Source organism: Bacteroides sp. HF-162 (assembly GCF_015679285.1).
Lineage (GTDB): Bacteria > Bacteroidota > Bacteroidia > Bacteroidales > Bacteroidaceae > Bacteroides > Bacteroides uniformis.
In genome coordinates, this window is sequence record NZ_CP064937.1 from 3,571,938 (window position 1) to 3,584,356 (window position 12,419).

Genomic DNA, 12,419 nt, shown 5'->3' on the forward strand with positions numbered 1-12,419 from the left:
TTTTTTGGTCACATCATGTCAAAGATCGTTGTCAAGGATTAGGAATTAAGAATTTAAAATAATGCCTAATCTTGAGAAGTGGAGAATAACGGATTCGAACCGTTGACCCCCTGCGTGCAAAGCAGGTGCTCTAGCCAGCTGAGCTAATCCCCCTTCACCATTGATGAAAGACCCGCTAAATCGTAACCGGTCGGTCACCAACTGAGAAGTAGTCCCAGGCAGAGTTGAACTGCCGACCTCTACATTATCAGTGTAGCGCTCTAACCAACTGAGCTATAGGACTGTCAGTCAAACCCTCGCCTTACGGCTCGGCTTCTACTTTTCTCGTATATTTTAATAAACAAGTACGCGCAGTACAAGAGGTTCTTATGGAAGCATAACTTCAAGAACCAACGATCGAGTCGAGACGTCACTCCAGAAAGGAGGTGTTCCAGCCGCACCTTCCGGTACGGCTACCTTGTTACGACTTAGCCCCAATCACCAGTTTTACCCTAGGGCGCTCCTCGCGGTTACGCACTTCAGGTACCCCCGGCTTTCATGGCTTGACGGGCGGTGTGTACAAGGCCCGGGAACGTATTCACCGCGCCGTGGCTGATGCGCGATTACTAGCGAATCCAGCTTCATGGAGTCGGGTTGCAGACTCCAATCCGAACTGAGAGAGGTTTTAGGGATTAGCATCACGTCGCCGTGTAGCTGCCTTCTGTACCCCCCATTGTAACACGTGTGTAGCCCCGGACGTAAGGGCCGTGCTGATTTGACGTCATCCCCACCTTCCTCACATCTTACGACGGCAGTCTCGACAGAGTCCCCAGCATAACCTGATGGTAACTATCGATAAGGGTTGCGCTCGTTATGGCACTTAAGCCGACACCTCACGGCACGAGCTGACGACAACCATGCAGCACCTTCACAAATGCCTTGCGGCTGATCTGTTTCCAGAACATTCATTTGCAATTTAAGCCCGGGTAAGGTTCCTCGCGTATCATCGAATTAAACCACATGTTCCTCCGCTTGTGCGGGCCCCCGTCAATTCCTTTGAGTTTCACCGTTGCCGGCGTACTCCCCAGGTGGAATACTTAACGCTTTCGCTTGGCCGCTTACTGTATATCGCAAACAGCGAGTATTCATCGTTTACTGTGTGGACTACCAGGGTATCTAATCCTGTTTGATACCCACACTTTCGAGCATCAGCGTCAGTTACAGTCCAGCAAGCTGCCTTCGCAATCGGAGTTCTTCGTGATATCTAAGCATTTCACCGCTACACCACGAATTCCGCCTGCCTCTACTGTACTCAAGACACCCAGTATCAACTGCAATTTTACGGTTGAGCCGCAAACTTTCACAACTGACTTAAGCATCCGCCTACGCTCCCTTTAAACCCAATAAATCCGGATAACGCTCGGATCCTCCGTATTACCGCGGCTGCTGGCACGGAGTTAGCCGATCCTTATTCATACGGTACATACAAAAAGGCACACGTGCCTAACTTTATTCCCGTATAAAAGAAGTTTACAACCCATAGGGCAGTCATCCTTCACGCTACTTGGCTGGTTCAGACTCTCGTCCATTGACCAATATTCCTCACTGCTGCCTCCCGTAGGAGTTTGGACCGTGTCTCAGTTCCAATGTGGGGGACCTTCCTCTCAGAACCCCTATCCATCGATGGCTTGGTGGGCCGTTACCCCGCCAACAACCTAATGGAACGCATCCCCATCAATGACCGAAATTCTTTAATAGCTGAAAGATGCCTTTCAGATATACCATCGGGTATTAATCTTTCTTTCGAAAGGCTATCCCCGAGTCATCGGCAGGTTGGATACGTGTTACTCACCCGTGCGCCGGTCGCCAGCAAAGAAAGCAAGCTTTCTTCCTGATGCCCCTCGACTTGCATGTGTTAAGCCTGTAGCTAGCGTTCATCCTGAGCCAGGATCAAACTCTTCATTGTAAAAGTATCGTGACTGCGCAAATTAAAAAAATCAAAATGCGACAGCTTGTTATCTGTTCAGGACGCTCGAATTCAAAAGTTTATCTTTACCTATATAAAATAAGTATTGACGGTTCTCTTGTTTTACCCAAGGCAATTCCCCATTGATAAGGAAAAGCCTTGCTCTTGTACTACTTGTATTGTTTATGTAAATCTGTTCAAAGATCGCTCGTTTCACGATTGCTGTTCTTTTCAGAAAGCGGATGCAAAGGTAAGAACTTTTAAGTATATCCTCCAAATATTTTCGGAAGTTTTTTTTCTTTTTTTTCTGTATTTTCAAATCCTTTAAACAAGGATAAGAAAAGTAAAACAAGAAAAATTCTTTTTCTTTGCGAATCGGACTGCAAAGATAAAGAGAATTATTAATAAGCTCCAAATATTTTTCGAAAAATATTTTTATCTCTCTTTATTTCTCTGTGTCACCTTCCACACTTCTGTCTCAGTATTTCAATCTTACCACTTTCCTTCTCTTGGAAAGCGAGTGCAAAGGTATAGGATTTAACAATACAAGCCAAACATATCTATCATTTTCTTTTAATAAAAATGAAACTTTTTTGTAACTTACTGATTCATAAAAGCATTTCGCATGAACAATTTTGAAGAAAGGAAAAAGAGAGAAAATAACTATACATTATATATATACGTGCGCGATAAAAGCACAAAGAAAGAGAATAAAAACATTTTATAAGCATGCCGGATTGGGTGGTGGCGGTTCTGTCAGTATAGTCGCCGCATCAAAGCAGGGACATTGTTTCACCCACTCTTCCGGCTCTATCTCCCCGTTATGGTTCAGGTCGGGGCTCTATAAACCGCAAAACGTTTCGTGATTCTTTTTCAAATCACTTTGTGAGTGTTTTGCACTTGTTAACACAAAACAAATTGTGATTTTTTATTTATTTTCCAATGCCATTTAAACGGTTCTCAAAAAGAGATTAAAAACACCTCAAACCATTCCAAATTTGTATCTTTGTATAGCTTGAGGATAGTGTGCACATAATAGAATTACGCAGCTATTTTATCAAGGAGTTTAATGATATTGGATTTTATTTTGTCTGTATTGCGGTGCCATTGGGTCGGTTCTTCACCTTTATCGTATGTTTACTTCCCAAATCCCCAAAGCCTATTTAGAATTCTATGACTACTGATACAATGAATGTAACATTTGGAGGTATCATTGCATAAAACAAGTATGTATATATTACTTTGTCAAAGGACTGTTTTTTCTTCTCACTTTTTTCATCATATCCTTTGACCCTCAAAAGTACAAAGGTATGATGGAAAAGATTGATATTACAGACACAAGCGTGATAAATGCCATCACAAGACAGCTCAATATAAAGAACATCAGGAATGAGATGTTCCCTACCTGGAGACTGACATTGCAACCGGGGGAGGAATACGATTTGAAGACATCCTATTATGGAATGTACATGGTTCGATGGGCTGATGCTGGGACGACAGCCCTGATAATGATCGGCGCCGGAGTATCGGCCAATATATTGTTGAATAATGGTGCGAGTATTTCCACGGACTTCACAGAGGTCGGCAAGATTATTTTGAATAAGAAGGCTGTCAATGGCACTGTATTTGTTAAGAACAACGGAAATAAAGAAACGGGAATAAATGTCATGCAGATAACTAATTATTAGCAGGGGTTATTCCCCTGCCTTCCTTACTCGTTCTCGATATAAATTGCTCAGTAACTTTTACTTTTATTGTGCTCATTGCTGTTTATTGCTTATTTCCGTCATATCCTTTGACCCTCAAAAGTACAAGGGATATGATAGAAAAGGTTAATATAACAGATGCCAATGTGGTTGAGTTAATCAGAGAAAAACTGCCTGCTGCAACAGAAGCAAACAAGGGGCTTATGCAAGCTAATGGATTTGAACAAGGTAAGAATATATTAAATAAAGAATACGATAGTAAAATCAGTGCCGGTGTATATTCATCTACTGATAATCTAAATAATATGGGCACTGGAATTTTATTAGCGCTAAGAGGGTTTCAATACACAGCCCATTTATATATTACCAACTCTGCAAGAATATATATTAAAACCATTCGTAGCAATGGAGAGGTTTTGAAAGATTGGACGTTAATAAATAATACCAAAATATAAGAGACTTTTGGAGTATCCGTTTTCCTATCCTATCCTTTGACCCTCAAAAATACAAAGGTATGATGGAGAAGATTGATATTACAGCCACGGGAGTAGTTGATAGTATTCGTAATAAGATGGCAGTGGCTACAGTTTCCAATAAAGGATTAATGCCATCAGGTGTGTTATCAGAGTTCCAAGGCGCGTATAGTGTACTTCTGTTTGAGACTACAAGCACTCCAGTTTCAGGCTCAATTCTTTTGTCTATATCTGCAACATCAAGCGGAATGCCTAGCCTATATTACATCTCCATATCACGAGCTGGTAATGTAACAGGCAATCCTAATCTAAAAGTCAAAGTCCTCTCAGGTAGCTATAATATTAAGATTAAAGCTAAGACTGAAGCTGATGGAAAGTGCAGGATTTATGCTGAACGGCTGCAATATACACCTATTTTGGATGCGCTTCTTATGAATTCCTATGGCATATCAATGAAGATGGAAGCAGCGGATAACAGTGCATTCGAAGGAGGATTTGAAGCTACATTTGATCTGTAGAAATACTCAGTAACTTTTACTTTTATTGTGCTCATTGCTGTCTATTGCTTATTTCCGTCATATCCTTTGACCCTCAAAAGTACAAGGGATATATGATAGAGAAGGTAAACATAAGCCAAGTAATGAACCAGTATCAGATAGTAACTGATGCAGACCATGTGTATGTGGAAAAAGGGAATAGCCAAGGGAAGATTAAGAAAAACGATTTTTTCAACTTACTTCCATTTAAGAATTATGGTGTTGTAGAAGGTTCCTTGGATGAAATAGGTTCCGGCTTTGGCTATAATTCAAATGGAGATGGTTCTGGTATTTCTGGTATGTTTCTTTGCGTTAACTATAGTCAGTGTAGGTTTCAACTAAAATCCGATTTATTGGGAAATACTTTAAAAGTCAGGAGCAGCAATTTTTACGGGGAATGGACGAACTGGAAGTCCATATCATTTACTTGATTGACAGTAGAGCTCATAACAATCTTTTTCCCGTCATATCCTTTGACAGTTTTAAGTAAGAGTTGGTGCTTTTCACTCTGACCGTCCTGCAAAGCCTATTACGTTGATATGTCTGTTAACGATATATATTTCCATGAAGACCACTCATCTTTCCCGTTGGCAGTGACACACTTTCTTACAAGGATAAAGTTTTTCCTTGCAGGAAAATCAATATGTATTGTATATTCATCTATGTACAAGACCAAGAGCACACCATGCGCGCCATAGGAAGTCCCCGTACCGATTATGGGGTCCCCATGCTTATACACACCAGGTTTCTTGAGGTTATCTATAACTTCTTGACTGTTATATATAAAGGAGCCTCTTGCACATAATATGTCACTCAAAAAAGAATCCAACGGTTCTAAAATGCCCTCTCCCTGGGTGTTCAGCCCGCGTATCTGAGCAATTATTCCGTTAGGCAAACCTTTCTCCACTTCTGACAACTTTACTTTCTCTATCATCCTTGTACTTTTGAGGGTCGTCATTTTCGGATAAAAACGACAACCGGTTTAACATTTTGTTTTTATTCTCGTTTTGTAAATTTAAAATCAAATGAATGTGATGGTGCTGTAGCCTTACCACAATAGCCATTTCACCACCTCGCTTTTATAAAAAACTTTCATACACTCTTTTATTTTTTAAATACACACCAATAGGTAATATCCCCATCGGCATATCTAAACCCGATTAATTCATGATATCCGTAAGCATCTACTATATCATAACTTGACGCAGAATCAAGTATAGAGCCATTGGGCGCAATCCTCACATTGGCAGATGCAGTGGTTAAAGTTACGGAAAGGGGAACCCTTGTCGCAATAGGAAACAACATCTTCATTTCCTGGCAAGTGCCAGCTTCCAGTTCCGGTAAAGGCCCCAAATTCTTCGGATAAAGTATTATAGAGCCATTAGGTAATTCATTGTCTGAATTTGTACAAACCTTCAGATTCATTGTCTCGGCTGTAATGTCACCCTGCAAGTCAACACTCCGCCCATAAAGGCTCCCTCTCAGGAAGTCAATCAGCAGGTTCGGACGGAACCCGTTCGCCGGATTCATCGGATCACTGTAATTGAAGTCCTTGTACCCGCCCTCCGTCTCCACGGCCGAACCGTCCGCTCTCACCCCATACTGGGAGAACATGTACTGCCCGTAGAATACGGCGCTCGCCAGTTTTGCGAAGTTCGCCATCAGAATCTCGACGAACGAATACCTGACCTTGTCCATCAGCACCCAGGTGGCCTTGCTGCCGTTGGCCGCATAGTCCTTTTTCGGATTAATATTCTTAAAAGTGCCCTCCTTGTTCAATACGTAATACTGCCCCTCACACAGCACCATGGGTGCGGACAGTGGGGTACGGGTATAGGATACGGATGCCGCGTACTCCCCGGTCGGATAGACCAGTGGGCCGACCGGTCCCTGCTGGAGATACTTCACTTCTCCCGTCTTGCTTGCCAACGCTTTCTTTGCCATATCATGCTGCCGTTGAGAATGTCCATGAAACATTGCCGCCTGCCTGCTGGCACATCGCTTCGGTGCAGGTACCGCTTGCCGCCGCCACATTCGCCGTAGCCGGATTGAGAATGACCCCTGCCGAATCCATAAAGACAAAATAGAACAGCATATTCATTGCCTTCGTGGTCTGTCCCCGCTTGACAAGGATAGGCGTATAAGTCACCGAACCTCCGGAACCGGAAACAATCGTCTCATCCTCGGGATTGGGATTAGTTATGATGTCGTAGGGGTCTGACAAGTCCATCACCGTCTGCGTGTCAAGGCCTATCAGATTGCCGCCCTGCGACACCTCCACCTTGAAGATACCCGTAGTGTCAACCAGGCTGTCCGTGACGGTCAGACTCTTGCCAGTCTGGTCGACGAGTGTCTGCCAGGTACCGTTAACCATCCTGGACCACTTGTAGGTCAGTCCGGAGGTGATCTCTGACGCTCCACGCCGCGCCATCGCCGTGAGGACAACACTGCCTCCCTTCTCCCGGATAGCGAAATACTTGTCATCACCCGAAACGATGGTCACCACATTCTGGTTGCCTACCCCCTTGGTAATAGGGATGCTGTAGACGAACTGCACCTCATCCGACACGTTGCCCACGGTCACCGTAGCCACCGCCTTGACGCTACAGCTCGCACCGGACGACGCCTTCACCAGGTTCTTCACGATCTGAAGCCCGTAATAGTTCGTAGTGCCCGCCTTGTAGGGGATGTACTTGAAATGCCCCGTCTCGCCGCCGAACGTGTTTGTGGAGACGTTACCCGAGAACTTGATCTCGACGTCATTGAAATACCACCTGATGGCTGAGGGCACCACAATCCCCTCAGCCACCCGTGAGGAGGTGAGAAGGAAGGAGAGCGTCGGCTTCATCGTGGTGAAGTCGGGGGCTATGTTTGTCGGAGCACCCGATTCACCATCATACTCTTGATAGAGGTCGCCTTTGTCGCACATAATCGCTGGCATGTAAACGCCAGACTTTTGCGAAAAGATTACCTGCCCGACCTTACTCGCTACGCTCATCGGTCACCTCCTCCCCGTCTTTATCCATGAAACCCTCCGGAGTGGCGACCTCCACCGGATCTTCCACGCCGTCTATCTCACCCTTGGCCTGCTGCGGGGAAAGGCACACGCCCCCGACTACTGCCGCCCGGTCGAATACCGTATCGCCGGGAAAGCCTGCCACATCGGCCTGCCATAACAGCACATTGCCGTCGGCAGTGCTGTTGCGGATTCCTGCCACTCCCAGCTTGTCCGCAACCTCTCTCGTCACTTTGATATAAAATGCCATACTGCTATCGATTAATGGTTAAACATCCCTTTTCCTTGCCACTATAAACTTACCGCTGTCATCCGTCACGTACTTGCCGTCAGATGTCACCACCGCCGCATACGGGCCCTTGTCAATCACCTTCAGCTGTAGCATCATGCCGTCGGTGCATGGGATGGAGGGCGAGTACCCGGCAGCGGCCAGCACGTATGAGGAGGCGCCGGCCGCCTTCGTGTACCATTCGCACTCAAGGATGGCCTGGGGATTGGGGACAATCCCTGCCGTATCACGGATGACCGGTTTCGGGTATATCATCTTGGTTCCGTCGGCCACCTGCTGCGGAAATCCCTCCCAGTCAATCTCGATGGCGGGAATACGTCTGCGGATGGTGGTGGAGACATAGTCTATGTCACTGTCCGGCTTGGATGAAGGAGCACCGTCCTTCGAGTACGATGCTTTTACGACGTAGGTCTGTTCGTAGCCGATATAGTCCCGGTCTATGGTAAGCACGTTCTTGGCAAGTGATACGAACTCCCAGTCATTGTCGCCGTTACCGTCGGTAATCTGCTCCAGTGCGCCCGTATCGAGCTTGCGGTAATAGAAGAGCCTGCATTTGTCCGTCGTTGTCACGTCCATATCACCGACAAGCAGTCTGGCGGTGATGGCCTGCCTGGCAATGTCCCGACACGGGTTCCAGTCAAGTGCCGACGGAGAGTCGACCATCAGCTTAGGCTGTGCTTCGCTGCCATCTACGGCGCGAACAAGACGGCTGAAACGGTAGACGTGCGTCTGTCCGGTACGCTTCGCATCGACATACTCGGCGTAGAACTCCAGTGTTACCGGACTGCCGGGAACGGTATTCTTTTTCACTTGTATCTTACCCTTCTCGGCTCCGGTCTCGGTAATGACATAGCTCTTGTTGGCAGATGTAATCAATGTCCGTACACCGTTCAAGCGCTCGTACCACTTCATGTTGACCAATGACGCGTTGACCGCACCCACCTTGACCACCGCATCCGGGTCGGTGGCATTGCACCGGGGGAACAGCGTCAGGGGGGTAAGCGTGTAGTCCGGAGTGTACTCGGCCTTGTCAGCCTGGTACACCTGCACGTCCGGCACGCTGCCGACAACCTCTATCCCGCCGCTGGTCTGGAGGGGGCGATAATTAATTTCTATCTTCTTCTGTATAGTCTGCATAATTAGAAAGTTATATAATTCATTGTCTCATAATTATTCTGCCCGTCACGCAGCAGCACCCTTGCGATGAACTTGCACCCGGTCATGTTCATATAGTTGGGGCCGAGGTCGTTGACCGTCAGCGGCAGCGACTTGCCGGTTTCCGCGTGTGCGACCGCCCAGGCGTTGTCCTCGGTGACGTTGCCCGTGTCGCGCGTCCACTCCACATCAGCGTCAAGTATATGAGCCGTCACGTCACGGTTGTACAGCTCACCGGTAATGGTGAGGGTGGTCGCAAAACGCTCCGCATCGAAGTACCAGCCGTTGCTGCTCTCAATGTCGATGCTGAAATCCGGATTGCCCTCGACCATTGCCCAGCCCGCTGCTCCGTACTTCGGTTCGTCGGTAGTGCCGGAAACAAGACACATCCACTTGCATCCGTAGTGCCACACGGTATCGTACATCATCACACGTACAGTCTCGGTCTGTGCCTCGCGGTCGGCTTGGTAGGGTTCTGCTCCCGTGGCGGTCTCCATGCTCCACTCGCCGCGGTCGTTGGCGATGCGGGGCAATACGCCTTGGAAGTCGATGCGGTGGATGTCCTGCGCTACCAATCCCCGAACGTAGATATAAGAGTGCAGGTAGTTGATGGGCAGGTTGTCGAACAGAGACAGATGCTTCAGCCTGCCGACGATCACCGAATAGTTGCTTTCCTCAAGGACGGGTTTTGTGACCCCGTTAAGCATGCAGATACAATGCTCACGGGATGACAGATACCAATAACCCTGCCGTTCCTCATCAACCGGGTTGCCACGGTGTGATAATATCATCAACGGCTCAGGAGGATAATTCTTGCCACCCGGCACCTCGCTATCAGGGTACATCACAGCGTTGATCGTATTGGCTGAGGCATCTACATGCAGTACTCTTAACCATGATGTGTAATAGTGGCCACTACCAGAAGTCAGGTCATTGACAACACCATATACAACATCGTTTTCTGCCAGTGCAGTAAAGTCGTTATCCCACCGCTTCTTTATCTTCAGGCTGTATGTGCCGTCTTCAAGCTGCGATACACTTTCGATGGTACCGGACTCGGAGAAGGAATAGTCGCTCTCCATGGCGGAGAGACGGTTGAAGATAAGCTCAAGGACGGTAAGGCTGTCGCGGACCTCGAGGCGGGACAGCTGCATACGGCCGTCCCTATCGGCAATGATACCTTTCCCGGCAACCATGGAGTCAATTGAATCGCCGACCTCAAGACCTCCGAGAAGACGAATAAGGAAATCTGTCTGGTCGGGCTCTGTCTTGCTCAAAGCTTTTTGCGCAATCTCTTTCAGTACCCTCAGAGCGGACATGACCGTATTGTCGGTAGCAGGCCGCCCGTCCCAGCTTTTCAGAATATCAAGTGACAGCTGTTCCCGCTGCTTGTCCAGTATATATTTCAAGTCCGTCAGACTTGAATCCACCCGCGACTTCCAGCCTTTTCCCACCTGGTTGGTGCATTCTATTGTAGCAATGGAGAGATTGTCCAGTTTGCGCACGACCTTCGTCATCCGCGTGTCCCTGGTCCCGCCCGACGCTGAAAAATACTTGTCGCTCAGCAACCGCACACGCTGTCCCGGCAATAACGGTATCCGGTTCCGGTCTATATAAATATAGTCCGTGTCACCGCCATACTTGGACACGTCCTCACTGTATCTGGCCAGATAGTCATCCACGGCGGCCTTGTAGTCGAGCTCAGCCTGCGTCTCGTATTCCACCGGCATACGGAAGTTCCAGGGAATATATTCATTCCCGACAGCCGGTATCAGACTGCCACCCGGTATTTGCGTCTTGTCATCAGGATAGGTGTTGATGATTTCCCATTCCCTCGTTTTTGAGTCATAGTTTGCCTCGAAGTCACGCCCGGCAAGGTCCCCTGTCTGGAACGACACATGCTTCACCAGGCCGGCTATCTCATTCCCGTTCGGGTCAAACTGCATGCCGCTGTCCTTGAAATAATAGACAGTGAACCTGTTCCCGTCATCCCCGGTCTTCTCTTCACTGCGCACAGCCGTCACACTGCCCGTATAATGGGGGAATATTCCGGCAAAGGCATCCTCCTCCACGTGTTCATACAGACCGTAGTTCGTGTTACGGTCCACATATTTGGACCGGTCAGGGAGCTGGAGACGGGAGAAGCCGTAACGGGAGGGGTCGATGTTCTTTGTCGAGCCCAGGGGAATCAGACGCGTGAAGAACTTTACACTGTCACTGTTCTCCGACTGTACCAATGAGGTAAGCCCCCGCATATAGCCCAGTTCTACCGGCTCCCCATGCTCGCAGCGCGAAAGATTGAAGGTGAAGCCGTCCGTCCACCATTCCGTACCGAACGCTTCGGCAATCATTGTGGCGGCATCCCAGCAGGTGACATTATTGTATTCGATGGTCCGGTTGTCTGCCACCACCACGTCGCCGATGCTCCAGACCTCACGCCCGTAAATGCGGTTCATGTTCTCCACCCACTTCTGCAGGTGCTCCCGGGGACCGCCGTCAAGACTGAACTGGGGGTTATAAGCCCCATCGGTCAGATGCAGGTACTTCACTTGCTCCGCGTCATGTATGGGGGCATAGAACTTCACCGAATAACTGTAGGTCTGTGTATCCTTCTGCCTGGGCTTGTACTCCTTCTTTATACTGAACTTCACTCCCTCCAGCAGCACATAGTCCTCCACGTCCAGCATCACGTAGGACGGGTGGGTAAAGGAGACCGACACAGAGTATTCCTTCATCAGTTCCTGGTTCCAGGTGGAGGAGGAAGATGTGGAAACCGTCAGTTTCAACTCTCCGGACCGGTTATAGATTTTGAGTTCCATTCAAACAGCTTTTAATCGTTATTTAAAGAGTTCCGGGTTTCGGTTCCCGAAACTTCATTTTCCATCTCTCTACGACCATCCCGCCGGATACATCCGTCACGGTGTCGAAGTCGGAAGAAGACTTGTAGTAGAACTTATAGACAGATGTCCTGCCCTTTACCTGAAGGTTCACCCATCCGGAATACATGACCTTCATCAATGCCGCACGGCGGGTCTCGCATTCCTCCAGAGAAGAGGCGTATATGGCGAAGTACAACGTCACGTCCCTGGCCTTACAACACGGAGACGGCAATACCTCCGGCAGCTCCTCACCGTTACGCTCCCGAAAATCCACAGAGGTGTATGCCTTCATTTCAAGCGGTTTCAGCAATTCACTGAAATTGAAGTTGTCCTCCCGTCTGTCCTCACAGAGGAAAGCGGAATATTCCGTCCAGGCATCCTTGCCGTTGACGGTCATGTATCCGGTCAAATCTTTCATAA

11 protein-coding genes, 2 tRNA genes, 1 rRNA gene and 1 pseudogene are annotated in these 12,419 nt (G+C 47.9%); 4 read left to right on the forward strand and 11 right to left on the reverse strand.

Going from position 1 to position 12,419, the window contains the following annotated elements:
* Positions 1-79: 79 nt before the first annotated feature.
* From ITJ87_RS14940 to ITJ87_RS18800, 4 genes and pseudogenes are all read right to left on the reverse strand, one after another.
* Positions 80-153 (reverse strand) — tRNA-Ala (locus tag ITJ87_RS14940).
* Positions 154-209: 56 nt separating this feature from the next.
* Positions 210-283 (reverse strand) — tRNA-Ile (locus tag ITJ87_RS14945).
* A gap of 135 nt (positions 284-418) precedes the next feature.
* Positions 419-1,945 (reverse strand): 16S ribosomal RNA (locus tag ITJ87_RS14950).
* 721 nt (positions 1,946-2,666) lie between these two features.
* Positions 2,667-2,786 (reverse strand): annotated as a pseudogene (locus ITJ87_RS18800) (N-acetylmuramoyl-L-alanine amidase); the annotation flags it as partial.
* A 469-nt stretch (positions 2,787-3,255) separates the two neighbouring features.
* Here ITJ87_RS18800 and ITJ87_RS14955 point away from each other — a divergent pair.
* From ITJ87_RS14955 to ITJ87_RS14970, 4 genes are all read left to right on the forward strand, one after another.
* Positions 3,256-3,633 (forward strand): hypothetical protein, encoded by a 378-nt coding sequence (locus ITJ87_RS14955; protein WP_117965673.1) that lies wholly within the window; start codon positions 3,256-3,258, stop codon positions 3,631-3,633.
* 131 nt (positions 3,634-3,764) lie between these two features.
* Entirely contained in the window at positions 3,765-4,106 is a 342-nt protein-coding gene (locus tag ITJ87_RS14960) for a hypothetical protein (RefSeq protein WP_117965667.1), read from the forward strand.
* A gap of 59 nt (positions 4,107-4,165) precedes the next feature.
* A complete protein-coding gene (locus ITJ87_RS14965; protein WP_147327350.1) occupies positions 4,166-4,642 on the forward strand; it encodes a hypothetical protein in 477 nt (158 codons plus the stop codon).
* Between the two features lie 92 nt (positions 4,643-4,734).
* Positions 4,735-5,091: a hypothetical protein gene (locus tag ITJ87_RS14970; protein ID WP_117974946.1), complete on the forward strand. Its 357-nt coding sequence runs from the start codon at positions 4,735-4,737 to the stop codon at positions 5,089-5,091.
* Between the two features lie 98 nt (positions 5,092-5,189).
* Here ITJ87_RS14970 and ITJ87_RS14975 read toward each other — a convergent pair whose 3' ends face one another.
* The 7 genes from ITJ87_RS14975 to ITJ87_RS15005 form a co-directional block, all read right to left on the reverse strand.
* A complete protein-coding gene (locus tag ITJ87_RS14975; RefSeq protein ID WP_117965676.1) occupies positions 5,190-5,594 on the reverse strand; it encodes a hypothetical protein in 405 nt (134 codons plus the stop codon).
* 170 nt (positions 5,595-5,764) lie between these two features.
* Positions 5,765-6,604 carry a hypothetical protein gene (locus ITJ87_RS14980; RefSeq protein ID WP_117965684.1) on the reverse strand — a complete coding sequence of 280 codons (840 nt, stop codon included), beginning with the start codon at positions 6,602-6,604 and terminating at the stop codon, positions 5,765-5,767.
* Position 6,605: 1 nt separating this feature from the next.
* Complete coding sequence (locus ITJ87_RS14985; RefSeq protein ID WP_229135103.1) at positions 6,606-7,601, reverse strand: hypothetical protein; 996 nt, start codon at positions 7,599-7,601, stop codon at positions 6,606-6,608.
* A gap of 40 nt (positions 7,602-7,641) precedes the next feature.
* Complete coding sequence (locus ITJ87_RS14990) at positions 7,642-7,926, reverse strand: hypothetical protein (protein WP_035449790.1); 285 nt, start codon at positions 7,924-7,926, stop codon at positions 7,642-7,644.
* Positions 7,927-7,944: 18 nt separating this feature from the next.
* The gene (locus ITJ87_RS14995; protein ID WP_117965689.1) at positions 7,945-9,102 is read right to left on the reverse strand and encodes a hypothetical protein; all 1,158 of its coding nucleotides are present in this window, start codon (positions 9,100-9,102) and stop codon (positions 7,945-7,947) included.
* 2 nt (positions 9,103-9,104) lie between these two features.
* Complete coding sequence (locus ITJ87_RS15000) at positions 9,105-11,939, reverse strand: hypothetical protein (protein ID WP_181987193.1); 2,835 nt, start codon at positions 11,937-11,939, stop codon at positions 9,105-9,107.
* Between the two features lie 22 nt (positions 11,940-11,961).
* Complete coding sequence (locus ITJ87_RS15005; protein ID WP_117965692.1) at positions 11,962-12,417, reverse strand: hypothetical protein; 456 nt, start codon at positions 12,415-12,417, stop codon at positions 11,962-11,964.
* Positions 12,418-12,419: the final 2 nt, after the last annotated feature.